Source organism: Vibrio sp. V39_P1S14PM300 (genome assembly GCF_009904765.1).
Taxonomy (GTDB): domain Bacteria; phylum Pseudomonadota; class Gammaproteobacteria; order Enterobacterales; family Vibrionaceae; genus Vibrio; species Vibrio proteolyticus.
This window is the reverse complement of sequence record NZ_WXWP01000238.1, coordinates 1-18,906: the sequence shown is the minus strand read 5'-3', so window position 1 is coordinate 18,906 and position 18,906 is coordinate 1. Positions and strand designations below refer to the sequence as shown.

13 protein-coding genes, 1 tRNA gene, 2 rRNA genes and 1 pseudogene are annotated in these 18,906 nt (G+C 52.9%); 9 read left to right on the top strand and 8 right to left on the bottom strand.

The features are described 5' to 3' along the window. The first annotated feature begins 158 nt into the window (after positions 1–158). Positions 159–1,787 carry a phosphoenolpyruvate carboxykinase (ATP) gene (pckA, locus tag CAG65_RS12010; protein WP_161453781.1) on the top strand — a complete coding sequence of 543 codons (1,629 nt, stop codon included), beginning with the start codon at positions 159–161 and terminating at the stop codon, positions 1,785–1,787. A gap of 110 nt (positions 1,788–1,897) precedes the next feature. Further along, entirely contained in the window at positions 1,898–3,826 is a 1,929-nt protein-coding gene (locus tag CAG65_RS12005; protein ID WP_161453780.1) for an AsmA family protein, read from the top strand. Here CAG65_RS12005 and CAG65_RS12000 read toward each other — a convergent pair. The 3 genes from CAG65_RS12000 to CAG65_RS11990 form a co-directional block, all read right to left on the bottom strand. Further along, positions 3,809–4,729, bottom strand: a complete 921-nt coding sequence (locus CAG65_RS12000) for a bifunctional GNAT family N-acetyltransferase/hotdog fold thioesterase (protein WP_161453779.1) — start codon at positions 4,727–4,729, stop codon at positions 3,809–3,811. The genes CAG65_RS12005 and CAG65_RS12000 overlap by 18 nt on opposite strands. 117 nt (positions 4,730–4,846) lie before the next feature. Then, positions 4,847–5,281, bottom strand: a complete 435-nt coding sequence (gene dtd, locus CAG65_RS11995) for a D-aminoacyl-tRNA deacylase (protein ID WP_161453778.1) — start codon at positions 5,279–5,281, stop codon at positions 4,847–4,849. Then, complete coding sequence (locus tag CAG65_RS11990) at positions 5,253–6,194, bottom strand: virulence factor BrkB family protein (RefSeq protein ID WP_040902349.1); 942 nt, start codon at positions 6,192–6,194, stop codon at positions 5,253–5,255. Before CAG65_RS11990 ends, dtd begins: the two co-directional genes overlap by 29 nt. Before the next feature lie 39 nt (positions 6,195–6,233). On the opposite strand from CAG65_RS11990, the gene CAG65_RS11985 reads away from it, so the two are divergent. Further along, positions 6,234–6,875, top strand: a complete 642-nt coding sequence (locus CAG65_RS11985) for a DUF2959 domain-containing protein (protein ID WP_021704676.1) — start codon at positions 6,234–6,236, stop codon at positions 6,873–6,875. Between the two features lie 101 nt (positions 6,876–6,976). Here the strand turns inward: CAG65_RS11985 and CAG65_RS11980 are convergent. Together CAG65_RS11980 and typA are read right to left on the bottom strand one after the other, a co-directional pair. Continuing rightward, a pseudogene (locus tag CAG65_RS11980) lies at positions 6,977–7,168 on the bottom strand (AAA family ATPase); the annotation flags it as partial. 83 nt (positions 7,169–7,251) lie between these two features. Continuing rightward, positions 7,252–9,081, bottom strand: coding sequence for a translational GTPase TypA (gene typA, locus CAG65_RS11975; RefSeq protein WP_021704678.1), 1,830 nt, complete (start codon positions 9,079–9,081; stop codon positions 7,252–7,254). A 488-nt stretch (positions 9,082–9,569) separates the two neighbouring features. Here typA and glnA point away from each other — a divergent pair, with 488 nt between their 5' ends. From glnA to add, 6 genes are all read left to right on the top strand, one after another. Then, positions 9,570–10,979, top strand: a complete 1,410-nt coding sequence (glnA, locus tag CAG65_RS11970) for a glutamate--ammonia ligase (RefSeq protein WP_021704679.1) — start codon at positions 9,570–9,572, stop codon at positions 10,977–10,979. Positions 10,980–11,094: 115 nt separating this feature from the next. After that, a complete protein-coding gene (locus CAG65_RS11965; RefSeq protein WP_161453777.1) occupies positions 11,095–11,607 on the top strand; it encodes a DUF4124 domain-containing protein in 513 nt (170 codons plus the stop codon). A gap of 113 nt (positions 11,608–11,720) precedes the next feature. After that, the gene (gene glnL, locus CAG65_RS11960) at positions 11,721–12,767 is read left to right on the top strand and encodes a nitrogen regulation protein NR(II) (RefSeq protein ID WP_161453776.1); all 1,047 of its coding nucleotides are present in this window, start codon (positions 11,721–11,723) and stop codon (positions 12,765–12,767) included. 29 nt (positions 12,768–12,796) lie between these two features. Further along, positions 12,797–14,200, top strand: coding sequence for a nitrogen regulation protein NR(I) (glnG, locus tag CAG65_RS11955; protein WP_021704682.1), 1,404 nt, complete (start codon positions 12,797–12,799; stop codon positions 14,198–14,200). A 98-nt stretch (positions 14,201–14,298) separates the two neighbouring features. After that, entirely contained in the window at positions 14,299–16,839 is a 2,541-nt protein-coding gene (locus CAG65_RS11950; RefSeq protein WP_161453775.1) for a bifunctional diguanylate cyclase/phosphodiesterase, read from the top strand. A gap of 97 nt (positions 16,840–16,936) precedes the next feature. After that, entirely contained in the window at positions 16,937–17,941 is a 1,005-nt protein-coding gene (gene add / locus CAG65_RS11945; RefSeq protein WP_161447598.1) for an adenosine deaminase, read from the top strand. Positions 17,942–18,317: 376 nt separating this feature from the next. On the opposite strand, the gene CAG65_RS11940 is transcribed toward add, so the two are convergent. The 3 genes from CAG65_RS11940 to CAG65_RS11930 all read right to left on the bottom strand — a co-directional run. Beyond that, positions 18,318–18,408, bottom strand: a tRNA-Ser gene (locus tag CAG65_RS11940). A gap of 105 nt (positions 18,409–18,513) precedes the next feature. After that, positions 18,514–18,629 (bottom strand): 5S ribosomal RNA (gene rrf / locus CAG65_RS11935). 93 nt (positions 18,630–18,722) lie between these two features. Continuing rightward, a 23S ribosomal RNA gene (locus CAG65_RS11930) occupies positions 18,723–18,906 on the bottom strand; the annotation flags it as partial.

Sequence of the window (18,906 nt, the reverse complement as noted above, 5' to 3'; positions counted from 1 at the left end):
ACCAATATGTGACGGGTTACTTAAAACCACACTGGATTCATGGATAATGTTTGAGCTACCTCCCTGTTTTCTCCCAGACCCGTTGCTAGCATGGTGAGCAGATAAAAATTAAAAAATACTGACAAAATCCCTACAAAATATCCCTACAAGGAGCACCTATGACCGTTATGGAACATACTAAGGCTGCACAATTAGATCTTACCCAATACGGAATAACCGACGTAACTGAGGTGGTGCGCAACCCGAGTTACGAATTGTTATTCGAAGAAGAAACTCGCTCAGATCTGGAAGGCTACGAGAAAGGCGTGGTGACGGAACTGGGCGCAGTGGCCGTTGATACCGGCATCTTCACTGGCCGCTCACCAAAAGACAAATTCATCGTTAAAGACGCCACCACCGAAGAAAATATGTGGTGGACGTCTGAACAGGCGAAAAACGACAACAAACCGATCAATCAGGCCGTGTGGAACGATCTGAAAGCACTGGTTGGCAAGCAATTGTCCGGTAAGCGTCTGTTTGTGGTTGATGGCTACTGCGGTGCCAATGCCGATACCCGTTTGTGTGTCCGCTTCATCACCGAAGTGGCCTGGCAGGCTCATTTCGTCAAGAACATGTTTATCCGTCCTTCTGACGAAGAGCTGGCGACATTCACCCCGGACTTCGTGGTGATGAACGGTGCGAAATGCACCAACGATAAGTGGCAGGAACAGGGCCTCAACTCGGAAAATTTCACCGTATTTAACCTGACCGAAAAAATGCAGCTGATCGGCGGTACCTGGTACGGCGGCGAGATGAAAAAAGGCATGTTCGCGATGATGAACTACTTCCTGCCATTGCAGGGCATCGCGTCTATGCACTGCAGTGCCAACATGGGTAAAGAGGGTGACGTCGCGGTCTTCTTCGGCCTGTCCGGTACCGGTAAAACCACACTGTCGACCGATCCAAAACGCGCGCTGATCGGCGACGATGAGCACGGCTGGGACGACGACGGCGTGTTCAACTTCGAAGGTGGCTGCTACGCGAAAACCATCAAGCTGTCGAAAGAAGCAGAACCAGACATCTACAACGCGATTCGCCGCGATGCGTTGCTGGAAAACGTCACTGTCCGCGCTGATGGCTCAATCGATTTCGATGATGGTTCAAAAACCGAGAACACCCGTGTTTCTTACCCGATTTACCACATCGACAACATCGTTAAACCGGTCTCCAAAGGCGGTCACGCCAACAAAGTGATCTTCCTGTCCGCGGATGCGTTCGGCGTGCTGCCTCCGGTGTCTAAACTGACTCCGGAGCAAACCAAGTACCACTTCCTGTCTGGCTTTACGGCTAAACTGGCCGGGACTGAGCGTGGCATTACTGAGCCAACGCCAACCTTCTCAGCCTGTTTCGGTGCCGCGTTCCTGACGCTACACCCAACCAAGTACGCAGAAGTGCTGGTGAAACGTATGGAAGCCGCGGGCGCGGAAGCTTACCTGGTTAACACTGGCTGGAACGGCACGGGCAAACGTATCTCGATTAAAGATACCCGTGGCATCATCGATGCGATCCTCGATGGCTCCATTGAACAAGCGGAAACCAAGCACATTCCTATCTTCAATCTGGAAGTCCCAACGGATCTGCCAGGCGTGGATCCTGCCATCCTCGACCCACGTGATACCTACACCGACCCACTGCAATGGGAAAGCAAAGCAAAAGATTTGGCTTCTCGCTTTATCAACAACTTTGACAAATACACCGACAACGCCGAAGGCAAAGCGCTGGTGGCGGCTGGTCCTCAACTGGACTAAAACTGATAACTCAGTAACAAGCCCCTCTTTTGAGGGGCTTTTTTTATTGATGCCGTCGGCAATATACGCCAATCTATGCCAACAGGACATATCGATACGGGTGGAATGAGATGAGAAAAGTACTCGCGCTGCTGGTGGCCGTGATTGGGTTAGGCCTGGTCGTCATTCTTGTGCTTTTCGCTCTGCTGCATACCACATACCTTACCCCGCTGACCAATCAGGCCCTCGCTCACTCCCGATTTTCCGGATTGAGTGCCGAGTCGGTCGAATACCAATACCCATTGCATCTGACGCTGAACAACGCCACCTACCGCCAGGGCGAGCAAACCTGGTATCTGCCTCAACTGGCTTTCAGTGTCAGTCCCCGGCTGGTTAAAGCCGGTAAGTTGGCACTCGACACGCTGTTGATCGACGGTCTGAATATCCGGCAACCACAATCGTTGTCCGCGATATTGCAAACACTCGACATCGGCCAGTTAGCGTTGCAACACCTGGATTTGGCCAGCGGTGCCTTGTCGGCCCGTGACGTGGACGTACAAATTGCGCATCCCGAGTGGCACACCGGCTGGCTGCCCTACGGCACCATCCAACTCAGCGCCGCACAGCTGTATTACCAAGGAGAAGCCCTCAACCAACTGCTGATCGACGCCGATTACCGAGCGCAAAACAGCACGGTCTATGGCGCATCCTTTCGCTGGCGTAACGCCAACGTTTCCGGTCAGGCAGAGCAGTACCCACACGGCTGGTCGCTGGTTAATGTCACCGTGTCCGGTCTGGATATCAACGATGCCGACACGCTCGACCATGCCCTGGCGGTTCTGGCTCCGCTCCATCAGCACGTCAGCCACATCAACAGTCTTGACCTGCTGAGCAGCAGCTTCACACTGGCGGGGGCGCAGTTCAACAATCTCGATGCCTCACTGGAGAACCTCGATCTGACCCGTTCATGGTGGCAGCAAAGCAAAGGGTACCTGTCCTTTGACGCGGAGAGTATCGACTACCTGGGTCAGCAACTGATAAGCGCGACAGCGAAGCTGCATTTCGACGACGATCGCCTCACAGTCGATGACTTTGATGCTGATTTTAAACAGGGCCGGGTTCAATTGTCCGGCACGATACGCCCGCACAGCGCCACGCTGCAATCGCTGCAGATCAGTGGCATCAAGTGGCTGGAAGACACCCCGGCCTTGGCGGCACTGGCCGAAAAAATCCGTGCTTTACAGCAGCTCAGCATTGCGCAGTTGGATATCAATCGCAGCCAGATTATTCAGCTGGATCAGAAACCTTACTGGCAACTCTCCGGCCTCAACGTCGACGGACAACAGCTGGAACTGATCCGCAACGGCCAGCCCGGACTGTGGAACGGGGAACTGGAGATCAGCGCTAACAGCCTCAGTTACGGGCCGTTGATTGCATCGCAAGGTGTCGTTAATACCCACAGCCAGAAGGGGGATTGGCAACTCGAACGCTTGTTTATTCCGTTAGAGCAAGGCTACATCGAAGGCAGCGGTCGCTGGCAACTGAACGAAGATGGCGCACCATGGCAACTGACCCTCAGCGGCGATGGCCTGCCTCTGGCTTCCTGGTTGACTTGGTTTGACGTGCCGTTAACAGGTTCAGGGTTGAGCGAGTTCAATCTGGATGCTCAAGGCTTATCCGCCAGCCGTGCGCTGCTGACACACTCGCTCAGCGGTCAGCTCAGCGCGTCGGTGCGCGAGGGTCATCTCGCACTGACCGGACAACCGGTGCGCCCTCCGTATGCGCAAGACTTTACGTTAGAACAGTTAACCGTGAGCGCCGATCGCGGCCGGCTGACGCTGCGCAGTGAAGCCCTAAGCGGTCCCCAAATGACCGGTTCCGTCCGTGGTGAGATTGACCTGGTCAATCCAAGTCAGGGTCATCTGTGGCTGCGCATGCATTCGCCTTGTCAGCGGCTTGATGCCGATCTTGTCGCTGGCGATTATCAGGCTGGCAATCCCTGCCAACCTATGCAGCCAGCGATCAATACCCCGCCAGAGACCTCACTCGGTACCGATTAGGCGCTGATAATTGGGGATCAGCATGTAGGTGCCGACAAACTCGACCGCCGCGATATCACCGCTGAAGATGGTCACATTGATCACAATGCGGGCTTTGCGGCCCGAGGCCAGACGATCCAAATCACCACTGATGCCGTCCAGCGACGTGCTGGCGATCGGACATTCTTCGACCGGGTGACGATATCGGATGCGGCTGTCGGCCAGTACAATGTCGCCGCTCAGATTACGCTCTTTCATCAACAGCCAGGTCATTCCCCAACCCGTGAGGGTCGCCAGGGTGAACGCCGAACCGGCAAACATGGTGTTGTGAGGATTGAGGTTGGGGTTGAGCTGTGCGCCACACTCAAACGAATAGCCATTGTACTGGTTGATTTTGATGCCCATTTTGTCACTGATGGGGATCTGCTCTTCCCAGCGTTTTTGCAGATCCGCGCACCATTCCGGGTTGCGCAGCACATTGGCCATCGGATCGAGCGGCTTCACCATTTGCTGGTGACGCACCGGGCCGAGCTGATCGCTCAGCTCTCCGCGCGTTTCAAAACCATTTTTCTGATAAAACAGAATCGCGTCTTCCCGGGCGTTACACACCAAACGCTTGGCTCCGAGCTGAATCGCCAATGACTCCAGAGCCACCAGCACCAGCGAACCTAACCCTTTGCTACGACGGTTATTCTTTACCGCCATATAGCGGATCTGGCCTTCGTTTTCCGTGGTAATGTACAGGCGTCCGATCGCCATTGGCCGTCCGCGACTGTCTACGATCATACGATGATGGCTCATCGCATCATACTCATCCCGCTCCGACCCGATCGGCATCCGCCACGGCTCACGCAGCATCTGCCAGCGAAAGTAATAGTACTTATTGAGCTGATTGTCGGTTTTGGGTGTGATGAGTTTAAACATACCTGTTATCCCTGGTTGGTGTGATTCGGTTCCCTGAACCCAACACATAAGAGCAGTCTGTGGTGGGGGTTAGACCCTGTGCACCACAAACGGTTTCCCTGCGACGACGTCGCGATGTCAAACTTGAAGCCAGAACGTGACCGGGCCGTCATTCACTAGTGAGACTTTCATATCTGCGGCAAAACGGCCACGCTCCGTCGGCAATTGCTGCGAACAGTGATCGGTAAAATAATCGTACAGACGCTCGGCGTCCGCCGGATGCGCGCCACGAGAAAAACCGGCGCGGGTGCCTTTTTTGGTGTCAGCGGGCAACGTAAACTGCGACACCACCAGCACTTTCCCCTCGACCTGCTGCACGTTGAGGTTCATCTTCCCTTCTGAATCTTCAAAGACCCGGTAAGTCGTCACGCGCTCCACCAACCGCTTGGCTTTGGCTTCGTCGTCATCTTTTTCGACCCCAAGCAGCACCAACAGGCCTTTGTCTATCTCACCGACGACCTCACCGTCGACCCGTACCGCAGCTTCACTCACTCTTTGAATCAGAGCTATCACTCTCGTATCCTTCATCCGCTAATTTCGATTCTGCGATGGAGTGTACCATGTCTTTGTCGTCGCTCCAGTGCTCTCGCTCACCCAGTGCTGCGGTCACTTCCGCGCCGAGTAGCACGATCATCCAGCTCAGATAAACCCAGACAAACAGGATAGGAATCGCGGCCAAGGCGCCGTAGATCAACTGATACGACGGGAACTGTGTGATGTAAAACGCAAACCCTTTTTTGCTCAGCTCAAACAGCAGCGCTGCCACCAAAGCGCCGACCGCGCCGTGACTGAAATGCACTTTTTTGTTCGGCACCAACATGTACAGACCCATAAAGGCAAAGAACGACAGAATTAGTGGCAGCCAGCGCAACAGCAGGTTAAAGGCTCCACTCAGGGTCTCACTCTCCAGCAGTCTGAGTGACGTTACGTATGAGGTAGCCGCAATACTGGCGCCAACCAGGATCGGGCCCAGCGTCAGCACCATCCAGTACATTGAAAATGAAAACACCAGACGACGCTTTTTACGTACCCGCCAGATGTAGTTAAGGCTCTTGTCGATGTTGGAAATCAGCATGATTGCGGCCACAAACAGAAAACCACCACCCACCGCACTCATCTTACCCGTATTCTGCACAAACTCATTCAGTGCCGTACGTACCGCATCACCGGCCGCCGGCACGAAGTGAGTGATCACGTAGTCCTGAATCACATCCCCGGCATTCGCAAACACCGAAAACGATGACAACACCGACAGCAGCACCGTCAGCATCGGCACCAGTGACAACAGCGTAATGTAAGCCATATAGCCAGCGCTGACACTGATTCGGTCATGGCCGACCCGTGTCAGCAAGTAGCGCGCAAACGGTAGTGTCTGTGTCACAACTGATTCAACTTTCAACTTGTATCTCCCTGGTAACTGGTTCATGCTTAATATCCAACTGATTGTAATGGAAAGAAAATCATCATGCGTTACTTGATCGCTATCGTTCTCTCAATTGTGACACTCACTGGCTGCCAAACCGCTTATTATTCCGCCATGGAGCAGGTCGGGTATCACAAACGCGACATTATGGTCGACCGGGTGGAAGACGCCAAAACATCACAGCAAGAAGCGCAACAAGAGTTTAGCAGTGCGTTGGAATCTCTGTCTGCGTTGACGAACTTCGATGGCGGAGATCTGGAAGCGGTGTACAACCAGATCAACGATAAATATCAGGACAGCGAACAGGCCGCTCAGGATGTACGTAACCGTATCGCCGCGATTGAAGATGTCTCACAAGCCCTGTTTGACGAATGGCAGGATGAGCTGGATCTCTATACCAGCGCCAAACTGCGCCGCTCCAGCGAGCAAAAACTGCGTGACACCAAAAGTTCATACAACAGCATGATTGCCGCCATGAAACGCGCGGAGCAAAAAATGACGCCAGTACTCAATACGCTACGCGACAACACGCTGTATCTCAAACATAACCTCAACGCCAGCGCGATTGGCTCGTTGCAGGGGGAATTCGCTGATCTCGAGCAGGATATCCAGTTCGCCATCAAACAGATGAACGCGGCGATCGCTGAATCCGACAAGTTCCTCAAACAGCTGAACCAGAAATAAGTCTCACCAGCAGGTCAGTTTCCGCTGGCCTGCGCTTGCTCCAGACCCAATACGTCAATCACAAACCTCGCCCGCAACGCCAGCGAAGCAAACGGCACTTCGATCACGTCAAAGCACAAACGGGCAAAGCCGGGCAGATCGTCCCACGGCAAAATGCCATCGGGGAGACGGCTCTGCTGCTCAATTAACCTGCGTGAGGCTTCTTCAAATGTGGCGATGCCGCGTGCACCAAGTGCGCGTATCAGGCTGGTTTTGCCCGCCCCCGGCCCACCGGAAATGATCACCGGTTTCATCATGTCACCTCCTCAGATGGCATAAAAAAGCCCCAAGTTGGTGCACAACTTGGGGCTGGACGTTCGGACTCAGTGAGCCAGAATTACTTCGCGTCGCGCGCCGCGCGCTTACGATCGTTTTCCGTCAGGTGTTTCTTACGGATACGAATGCTTTCTGGCGTCACTTCCACCAGCTCATCGTCATCGATAAACTCAAGCGCCTGCTCTAGCGTGTACTTGATTGCTGGAGACAGTACTTGCGCTTCATCAGTACCCGATGCACGAACGTTGGTCAGCTGTTTGCCTTTCAGACAGTTCACTGTCAGGTCGTTCGAGCGGTTGTGAATACCGATGATCTGGCCTTCGTACACTTCATCAGCGTGCTCTGCAAACAGGCGGCCACGATCTTGTAGGTTAAACAAGGCGTAAGTCAGCGCTTTACCGGTTGCGTTAGAAATCAACACACCATTGTTACGTTGACCGATAGTCCCGCCTTTGTGCGGGCCATAGTGATCGAATGTGTGGTACAGCAAGCCAGAACCAGAGGTCAGCGTCATGAACTCTGTTTGGAAACCAATCAAACCGCGTGATGGCATAACGAAGTCCATGCGCACACGGCCTTTACCGTCTGGTGCCATATCGGTCAGTTCACCTTTACGCAGACCGATATTTTCCATGATGCCACCTTGGTGCTCTTCCAACACGTCGATGGTTACCGTTTCAAACGGTTCCATTAACTGGCCGTTCTCTTCTTTGATGATCACTTCTGGACGTGATACGGCCAGCTCAAAACCTTCACGACGCATGTTTTCAATCAAAATAGACAGGTGAAGCTCACCACGACCTGATACTTTAAATTGATCTGGGTTGTCAGTCTGCTCTACACGCAGCGCCACGTTGTGAACCAGTTCTTTTTCCAGACGCTCAAGGATGTTACGTGAGGTCACGAACTTACCTTCTTTACCCGCGAATGGCGACGTGTTGACCTGGAAGGTCATGGTCACGGTCGGCTCATCCACAGACAGAGCAGGCAGCGCCTCAACCTTACCTTGGTCACAGATGGTGTCAGAAATTTTCAGCTCACCTAAACCGGTAATGGCGATGATGTCACCCGCGGTCGCTTGCTCAACATCATGACGCTCAAGACCAAGATAACCCAGAACCGTACCAACTTTACCGTTGCGGGTTTTGCCGTCAGCACCCACTACTGTCACTTGCTGGTTCGGCTTCACTGTACCGCGCGTCACACGACCAACACCGATCACACCCACGTATGAGCTGTAATCCAGCTGAGAAATTTGCATCTGCAGAGGACCATCAAGATCGACTTCTGGAGCCGCCACTTCTTCAACGATGGTTTCGAACAGCGGTTCCATGTTTTCGCCGGTCTCACCCTCTTCCAGTGATGCCCAGCCGTTGAGTGCGGATGCGTAAACCACTTTAAAGTCCAGCTGCTCATCAGATGCACCCAGGTTGTCAAACAGGTCAAAGACCTGATCCATCACCCAGTCAGGACGCGCGCCAGGACGGTCAATCTTGTTGATAACCACGATAGGCTTCAGGCCATGTGCGAACGCTTTCTGTGTAACGAAACGAGTTTGCGGCATCGGGCCGTCAACCGCGTCAACAATCAGACAAACGCAATCAACCATCGACATGATACGTTCTACCTCACCACCGAAATCGGCGTGTCCCGGGGTATCAACGATGTTGATACGGTAGTCGTTCCAGTTGATGGCCGTGTTCTTCGCCAGGATGGTGATACCACGTTCTTTCTCGATGTCGTTCGAGTCCATGACTCGCTCTTCAGCTTCACCGCGAGACTCAAGCGTGCCTGATTGTTGCAGCAGTTTATCAACCAGTGTGGTTTTACCGTGGTCAACGTGTGCGATGATCGCGATATTTCTTAATTTATCAATCTGTGGAGTAGTCATGAATTAGATTCACTCGGTAGTCGAAGTACACCTTGCGACGCAGCCGCCGTAAGTCATACAGGTTTGATTAAAAAAACGGCCAATAATGTACCAGATTTTGCGGAAAAACCTAGAAATATGTGATCTCCACCAGAGCATTTCCGCCCTTTATCAGACTAGTCGTCAACGGGCCTAACGGCCAGCGGAGTAAATCGAGATTGACATTGGTGCGGATCAGAGGCTGAATGATACGGTTACCGGGGCACATACGGACATACATCCGCCCAACGCACCAAATTAGTGCAACAAGCGATCATTTTGGTGCAGTCGTTTGCACCAAAATAAACACAAAATCCCTAAAGCACTGAAAGTAATGGAATATTTTTTTTGGCATAGTTTTAGCAATAGAAAAATCAGCATCGATTAATCAAATTGAAATGACATTAATCAATGCTGGATTTATCCGAATCGAGCTAATACCGCTTTAATAACACTGGAGGTTATCCAAGATGTCAGTAGAAAACGTTCTATCGCTGATCCAAGAAAACGAAGTTAAGTTTGTTGACCTGCGCTTCACTGATACAAAAGGTAAAGAGCAGCACATTTCTATCCCTGCGCACCAAATCGATGCTGACTTCTTCGAAGAAGGTAAGATGTTCGATGGTTCTTCTGTTGCTGGCTGGAAAGGTATCAACGAGTCAGACATGGTGATGATGCCAGACGCATCGTCTGCAGTGCTTGACCCGTTCACTGAAGAAGCGACACTGAACATCCGCTGTGACATTCTGGAACCTGCTACGATGCAAGGTTACGACCGTGACCCTCGCTCGATCGCGAAACGTGCTGAAGACTTCATGCGTTCAACCGGCATTGCAGACACAGTGCTGATTGGTCCAGAACCAGAATTCTTCCTGTTTGACGACGTGAAATTCTCGACCGACATGTCAGGCTCATTCTACAAAATCGACGACGTCGAAGCCTCTTGGAACACAGGTTCAGACTACGAAGAAGGCAACAAAGGTCACCGCCCAGGCGTGAAAGGGGGTTACTTCCCTGTCGCTCCAGTCGATTCTTCTCAGGATATCCGTAGTGCCATGTGTCTGGTGATGGAAGAAATGGGTCTGGTGGTTGAAGCGCACCACCACGAAGTGGCAACGGCAGGTCAGAACGAAATCGCGACCCGTTTCAACACGCTGACCACGAAAGCGGATGAGATCCAAATCTACAAATACGTTGTGCACAACGTGGCACACGCGTTTGGTAAGACAGCCACATTCATGCCAAAACCTCTGGTTGGCGATAATGGCTCTGGTATGCACGTGCACCAATCACTGGCCAAAGACGGCGTTAACCTGTTTGCGGGCGATAAGTACGGCGGCCTGTCTGAAACCGCACTGTACTACATCGGTGGTATCATCAAGCACGCTCGCGCCATCAACGCTTTTGCGAACCCATCCACCAACTCGTACAAGCGTCTTGTCCCTGGCTTTGAAGCGCCGGTTATGCTGGCTTACTCAGCACGTAACCGCTCAGCGTCTATCCGTATCCCAGTGGTACCAAGCCCGAAAGCACGCCGTATCGAGGTTCGTTTCGGTGACCCAGCAGCCAACCCATACCTGTGTTTTGCAGCCATGCTGATGGCAGGTCTGGACGGTATTAAGAACAAGATCCACCCAGGCGAAGCGATGGACAAAGACCTGTACGATCTGCCAGCAGAAGAAGCGGCTGAAATCCCAACCGTGGCTTACTCGCTGAAAGACGCACTGGAAGAGCTGGACGCAGACCGTGAATTCCTGACCGCCGGCGGCGTGTTCTCTGACGATTTCATCGACTCTTACATCTCGCTGAAAGCTCAGGATGTTGAGAAAGTAAACATGACCACGCACCCACTTGAGTTCGAACTGTACTACTCAGTATAAGACAGTCCGGTTGCATAAAATCAAGGCTCGCCTCGCAGGCGGGCCTTTTTGTTATTTACGATACTCAACCCTGGCGTATCCTGAAAAACTCACCACGGCAACACACAGGTCGACAATGCATTATTGGCTCAGCGGGCTGGCCACTCTGCTCAGCACTTCCCTATTTGCTGGCGACATTTATCACTGGCAGGACGAAAAGGGTGTGATCCATTTCAGCGATGTTCCGGCCCACCCACAAGCCCAGTCGGTCACTCTCCCGTCCAGCAACACAGCGCTACGCCCATCACCAGCCGCGCTCACGCCGACGAGCGCAGCCTCTACCACCATTACGGAAACCGTCACCATCGTCTTTCCTGCCATGGACGCCACCATTCGCAGCAACGCAGGCAACCTCCGCATCCAGGTCCAGGTCAGTCGGACGCTGGCCGAAGACGAAACCCTGCAGCTCCTGGTCGATGGCCAGCCCTGGGGTGCCCCTCAACGCCGATGGGAGTGGCAACTGCACAATATGGATCGCGGCTCACATGAACTGAGCGTGCGTCTGCAGAGGTCTGGCAAGCTTATTGCAACATCAGGATCGATAACGGTGCATTTACATCGTGCGTCCGTCAAATCGCCGCGTTCTTAACCGATATATCCGGTTTTTCGCTTTCTCTTACAGGATGAATGCGCCATACTGAAAAACACAACGCACCAATTTGGTGCATTGCATTATTTTGGAGCAATAACAAGGATGACGTTGTGAGCAGCGAACTGAGTCAGACCATTTTAAACAACCTGGTGACCGCCACCCTGATGCTGGACGAAGCACTGGTGGTGCGCTACGCCAACCCAGCCGCCGAGCAACTGTTTTCGCAAAGTGCCAAGCGCATGCTGGACCAACCACTGTCTCATCTGATCCAGCACGCTTCTCTCGATCTGGCGCTGCTGTCTCAACCATTGCAGAGCGGACAAAGTATCACCGACAGCGACGTGACGTTTGTCGTCGATGGACGGCCGCTGATGCTGGAAGTAACAGTAAGCCCGCTGACCTGGCACAAAGGTCTGATGCTGTTGGTGGAAATGCGCAAAATCGATCAGCAGCGCCGTCTTAGTCAGGAACTCAACCAACACGCCCAACAACAGGCGGCGAAACTGCTGGTGCGTGGTCTGGCCCATGAAATCAAAAACCCGCTCGGCGGTCTGCGTGGCGCGGCGCAGTTGCTGGAACGTATGCTGCCCGATCAGAGTCTGACCGAGTACACCCAGATCATCATCGAACAAGCAGACCGGTTGCGGGCGCTGGTTGACCGGCTGCTCGGACCGCAAAAGCCCGGTAAGAAACGCTCGGAAAACCTGCACGTGATCCTGGAAAAAGTCCGCCAACTGGTTGAGCTGGATGTCGGCAGTCAGGTGGTCATCGAACGAGACTACGATCCCAGCCTGCCGGATTTACTGATGGACACCGACCAGATCGAGCAAGCATTGCTGAACATCGTCAGTAATGCCGGCCAGATTTTGCTGGCACAGCAGCACGGAACCATCACCTTACGCACCAGAACGGTGCATCAGGCCAATATCCACGGTCAGCGCTACAAATTGGCCGCACGCATTGAAGTGATCGATAACGGGCCAGGCATTCCGAGCGAGCTGCAGGACACGCTGTTCTACCCTATGGTCAGCGGGCGCGAAGGCGGCACCGGACTGGGCTTGTCCATCGCTCAGAACCTGATCGATCAGCACCGGGGCAAAATTGATGTCGAGAGCTGGCCGGGACAAACAACATTTACGATTTATTTGCCGATTTAGGCCAACTTGTTGCTGGAAGGAAACGATTTATGAGTAAAGGATACGTCTGGGTTGTCGACGATGACAGCTCCATTCGGTGGGTTATGGAGAAGACCCTCAGCTCAGCCAATATAAAATGTGACACCTTTTCCGACGCCGAGAGCGTTCTGCTTGCGCTGGAGAGGGAGACGCCGGATGTACTGGTGTCCGATATCCGCATGCCGGGCATGGATGGCATTCAGCTGCTCAATCAGGTACACAGCCGCTCTCCTGACCTGCCGGTCATCATCATGACAGCGCACTCCGATCTGGATGCAGCGGTCAATGCTTATCAGAAAGGCGCGTTCGAGTACCTGCCGAAGCCGTTTGACGTCGATGAAACCCTGACGCTGGTCGAGCGGGCCATCTCCCACAGCCAGGAACAGAAACGCGAGCAGGCAGCCGAAGAGGATGTGATGGGCAATACGCCAGAGATCATCGGTGAAGCGCCCGCCATGCAGGAAGTCTTTCGCGCTATAGGGCGTTTGTCCCGCTCTTCCATCTCTGTCCTGATCAACGGCGAATCGGGCACCGGTAAAGAGTTGGTCGCCCAGGCACTGCACCGACACAGCCCGCGTGCCAGCAAACCATTTATCGCGCTCAACATGGCTGCGATTCCGAAAGATCTGATCGAGTCTGAGTTGTTCGGTCATGAGAAAGGCGCGTTTACCGGCGCCAATAATGTCCGTCAGGGGCGCTTTGAGCAAGCTAATGGTGGCACGCTGTTCCTCGATGAGATCGGCGATATGCCGCTTGACATCCAAACCCGGTTACTGCGCGTGCTGGCCGACGGTCAGTTTTACCGGGTCGGCGGTCACTCGCCGATCAAAGTCGATGTGCGTATCGTGGCCGCCACTCACCAGAATCTGGAAAAACTGGTCCATCAGGGCGATTTCCGTGAAGATCTGTTCCACCGTCTCAATGTCATCCGGATTCAGATCCCGGCGCTACGTGAGCGCAAACAGGATATCGAGAAGCTGACGCAACATTTTCTGGCTCTGGCAGCCAAAGAACTGGGCGTTGACATGAAAACCCTGCACGCTTCCACGGTTGAGATCCTCAATCGTCTCGACTGGCCGGGCAACGTGCGTCAGTTGGAAAACATCTGTCGCTGGCTGACCGTAATGGCCAGCGGCAGCGAAATCCTGCCTGGCGACCTGCCCGGTGAGTTGTTGGAAGAAAAAACGGCCTATTCCCCCAGTGAAGGCAGCAGTTGGCAACAGCAACTGGAAAATTGGGCCAGACAGGCATTGGCTGCCGGCGAAACCGAAATTCTCGCCTACGCTTTGCCCGAGTTTGAGCGCATCTTACTCGAAGCCGCTCTGTCACACACCAATGGACATAAGCAGGATGCCGCCAAAGTCCTCGGCTGGGGGCGCAACACTCTGACCCGAAAGTTAAAAGAGCTGTACTGAATTGGGTGAATTTTGTTAATTATTGGGGAGAAAATACTCGCCCGATATTTATAAAACAGATAGTATTTTACCTATGAGCCTTTCATAGTGCGTGGTCTATGCGTCTAGCCAGTAAAATCACCCTACGTACCGCTGTCGTGGTGCCGTTCGTGATGATCGTCCTGTTCACGATTGGCGTGATTGTGGCCGCGCAGAAACGTAACTATGAAGAGATGGTGCAAGACGTCAGCCTCAAACAACTCGGCTCACTGACCAACAATGTGACCCTGGAACTGCGCAATTTTCTTGAGGCGCCTTTTCAAATCAACCAGATCCTCAGCCATGGGATCAGTTATCACCAACTGTATCCCTCAGCCGATCTTTCGGCGGTAGAGAATTACCTGCGTAGCAGTTTCACCCGTATCTATCAACCGTTGCAACAAATCGACGTGATCAGTTTTGGTAGTGAAGGCGCCGAGTACGTCGGGATCCGCAAAGAACCAAACCAAAAGTATGCACTGATGGTCAAAGATGCCCGTACCGCGCAGGTTCTGACCATTTACCAGAGCGATCGCATCAGTGACGATGTCCGCTCGTCCATCGCGGATTACAACCCCAAACTCCGCCCCTGGTACACACCGATCGTGGCCAACCCTGAGCCCGCCTGGTCACCAATTTACGCCAATGTGGATGAAAAGCAGGAAGTCACCCTGTCTGCGCTGGCACCGGTGATGGACGGATCACAGCTGTTGGGGGTAATGGTGACCGATGTCAAAATCAATACGTTCAACGCCTTCCTGCGTCGCCTGCACCGTAACACCACCGCACTGGTTTACCTCACCGACATCCAGCAACGTCTTATCGCCTCGTCAAGTAAAAGCAGTATCGTTTCCTGGGGCACTGAACAGACGCAAGCAGGCGAACGGTTGCTGGCCACCGAAAGCATAAACCCGGTGATCGCCGCCGGTTCCGAATACGCGCGCCAGCATCAACTGACGCAAAACAAAAGCACCCAGCATTTTTCGTTTGCTCAGGACGGTGACCGTTACTTCAGTCTGTTGACGCCATACCATGACCCGCACGGGCTGCAGTGGTACATCGGTGTGATCATTGCGGAAACCGATCTGCTCGGCACTCTGCCACAAAAGCAGGAGAAAAGCTGGCTGCTGGGGATTGGGGTCAGTGTGATCGGTATTTTGTTGGGCCTGGTCGCATTTAACCGCATCATGGCCCCCATCACCACGACAGCCAATACCGCCAGACGGATCGCCCAGGGAGACTGGGACAGCCAGTTGCCAAAACCTGGACAGATTTATGAGACCAGCATGCTGGTCAACGCATTCAACGAAATGACCAATAGTCTGAAAGCGTCATTCGACGCCCTGCGCTACCAGCTGTTATATGACTCACTGACCAAACTCTACAGCCGTCAGGGGCTGATCGACACCGGAAACAACCTGTTCCATCTCAACGGCAGTTTACTGCTGATTGGGGTCAATAAATTCCGTGAGATCAACGACAGTTTAGGCCACAACCATGGTGACCAGTTGCTGTTGAACATCGCCGAACGTCTGCGTAGCTTTACCAGCCCGGACAGCCTGCTTGCCCGCATTGGCGGCGATGAGTTTGCGATTTATCTGCCAGATCCAATGTCCGCAGCTCAGGTCCATGATATGGCCAATCACATCCAGCAACGCTTCGCAGCGCCATTTCGCATGCAGGGCGAGCATATTGTGGTCAGTGTGTCTGTCGGGGTTGTGGCCGAGTGTCGGGAAACGGATATGGCGACCTGGCTGCGTAACGGCAGCATTGCCCTGAGTAACGCCAAACGCGAACTGAGTGGCATCAGCGACTACTCTCCGGAAATGGCCGACTTGTCACTCAAACGCACCCGGATGCTGACCAAGATCCGCAGTGGCATTGAACGGCAGGAATTCGTGCCGTTTTATCAGCCGATCGTCGATCTGAACAGCGGTGAAATCGTCGGTGCCGAGGCGCTGGCGCGTTGGCTGTCGCCCACTACCGGCATGATCCCACCGATTGAGTTTATTGCGCTGGCCGAAGACAGCGGTCTGATCGGTCAAATAGGCGAGCAGATCCTGTACCAGGCATGTCGGGACACCATGCTCGGCATTGAGCAAGGCAAGTGGAGTGCGGATTTCAAGCTGCATGTGAACTTGTCCGTCAATCAGCTCTCCCAGCCCAATCTGCTGACCAGTCTGAGTGAGATTTTGCGTAACACCGGCATGAACGCCAGCAACCTAACGCTGGAAATCACCGAATCACGGATTGTTGATAAAGATCCAGTGATCGCAGACAACATGCGGTCCATTAAACAACTGGGGATTAATATCGGCATCGATGATTTTGGCACGGGTTACAGTTCACTGGCGTACCTTCATCAGCTGCCATTCGACTGTCTGAAAATCGACCGGGCCTTCGTTGAGAAAATGCGCCCGGATACTCTGCACGACTCGATTGTCGCCGCCATCATTACGATGACCAAGAGTATGCAGGTCGACCTGATTGCCGAAGGGGTGGAAACCGAGGAACAGGCGCAAATGCTACAGCAACTTCACTGCCCCCATGCGCAGGGCTACCTCTACAGTCGGCCGGTTCCATTCGATGAATGGCCAACAGATTTAGTAAACATGCATTAATAATCACCCCATTTCCGTACATTTCACCACTTTCCATACTGACACCCATCCGATCGATTTTTATACTTAGCAAAAACCTATGAGCAGGATCCCCATCATGATAACCAAGAATTTACCGCTGACGGATTTGCACCGTCACCTGGATGGCAACATTCGTACCCAAACGATTCTCGACTTGGGACAAAAGTTCGGTGTTGCCCTGCCCGCTTCTGACGTGGCTGGCTTGACCCCTCATGTGCAAATTGTGGAGGCCGAACCATCTCTGGTCGCCTTCTTGTCCAAACTCGACTGGGGAGTCGCCGTACTCGGGGACTTGGATGCCTGCCGACGCGTGGCGTATGAAAACGTCGAAGACGCCCTCAACGCACAGATCGACTACGCTGAATTGCGTTTTTCTCCCTACTACATGGCGATGAAACACAACTTGCCCGTTGCCGGTGTGGTCGAAGCCGTGGTGGATGGCGTGCAGGCTGGTGTGCGTGATTTTGGTATTCAGGCCAATCTTATCGGTATTATGAGCCGCACATTCGGTACCGATGCGTGTCAGCAAGAACTTGATGCGATCCTGACTCAGAAAGACCACATCGTTGCCGTCGACCTTGCCGGTGATGAGCTGGGACAGCCGGGAGAGCGCTTTGTGAAACACTTCACACAAGTTAAAGATGCTGGACTGAACGTCACCGTTCACGCCGGGGAAGCGGCCGGGGCCGAGAGTATGTGGCAGGCGATTGAAGAGCTGGGGGCGACACGGATTGGCCACGGTGTCAAAGCGGTTCACGATCCGAAACTGATGGACTACCTGGCAGAAAATCGCATTGGTATTGAGTCATGCCTTACCTCAAACTTCCAGACCAGTACGGTAGAATCTCTGGCCAACCATCCGTTAAAAACCTTCCTCGAGCATGGTGTTCTCGCTTGTCTCAATACCGATGACCCGGCCGTGGAAGGTATCGAACTTCCTTATGAGTACGAAGTGGCTGCCCCTAAAGCTGGCTTGTCTCAAGAGCAGATTCGCCAGGCTCAAATCAATGGTCTTGAAATCGCCTTCTTGTCCGACAACGAAAAGCAAGCATTACGAGAGATTGCGGCTCAGCGTGGATAAATAGCGATTGATAACTTCTGGCGCCGACACCTGTGTGTCGGCTTTTTTGTTCCTGTCAATATACTCACCTTTTCTTGTGGCCCCTCTCAGGCAAGTAACAAGTAAGTTGGAGAATAGCAATGAGACTCAGGATGGATACGCAGGGTGCTGGTAATCAAATTCTCACCCAGCATAGCCTGTTCTAAGCCTGAATAGACAAACGACTATCGGCTGACAGTTCACGGCGATCGCACACGTTGTCACAGATTTTCGTTTAACCGCAGGAGTGCACATCGGGCACACAAACCTAGAGAGTATTAAATAGAGGGCGTGAGATGATCTATCAGACAACTGAAATGAAAAAAGCCTCGCTATTTCTAGCGAGGCTTTTCAATAGTGGCGGAGAGATAGGGATTTGAACCCTAGATACGCTATTAACGTATGCCGGTTTTCAAGACCGGTGCTTTCAACCACTCAGCCATCTCTCCACAAATTGTCACTAAACACCGAGTCTTACACTTATGCTGCTGGATATTTAGCTGTGTTTTCAGAGTATATTCACTAAAAAATGAGTATCTGAAAACGAAATAAAAGCCTGGCGATGTCCTACTCTCACATGGGGAAACCCCACACTACCATCGGCGCTAATTCGTTTCACTTCTGAGTTCGGCATGGAATCAGGTGGGTCCAAATCGCTATGGTCGCCAAGCAAATTCTTAAAATTCGGAAAGCTGTTTTTAATTCTCGTTTTTACACATTCAATGTTCTTTCATTGAGTCCATCAAAACCCCTTGGGTGTTGTATGGTTAAGCCTCACGGGCAATTAGTACAGGTTAGCTCAACGCCTCACAACGCTTACACACCCTGCCTATCAACGTTCTAGTCTCGAACAACCCTTCAGGACACTTAAAGTGCCAGGGAAGACTCATCTCAGGGCTCGCTTCCCGCTTAGATGCTTTCAGCGGTTATCGATTCCGAACTTAGCT